The organism is Dolichospermum circinale AWQC310F (genome assembly GCF_000426925.1).
GTDB classification, from domain to species: Bacteria; Cyanobacteriota; Cyanobacteriia; order Cyanobacteriales; family Nostocaceae; genus Dolichospermum; species Dolichospermum circinale.
Map to the genome: position 1 here is coordinate 47,428 of NZ_KE384667.1, position 218 is coordinate 47,645.

The 218-nt window shown below is 46.8% G+C and carries 1 protein-coding gene; it reads right to left on the reverse strand.

What is annotated here, in order from left to right:
• The coding region (locus ACIR310F_RS26045; protein WP_035367595.1) for a hypothetical protein at window positions 1–218 on the reverse strand (218 nt) is incomplete at both ends.

A 218-nucleotide genomic window follows, 5' to 3' on the forward strand; every position in this document is an offset into this window, starting at 1 on the left:
TGTTGGTTGTTGCTCCTGTACGGGTGAAGGTGTAAATGAGATTGGCTGTACCATCTTCAGTGACGCTACTGGGTGATACTGCTAGGGTAATGGTGGGAGAAGCAACAACATCATCACTAGTAATAGTTCCCGTCACGGCTGTAGTTGTCCCAACAGTGTAACCTGTTCCTGTAGCTAGAGTTAAAGCCACGGTTTCATTACTTTCCACAGTGGTATCG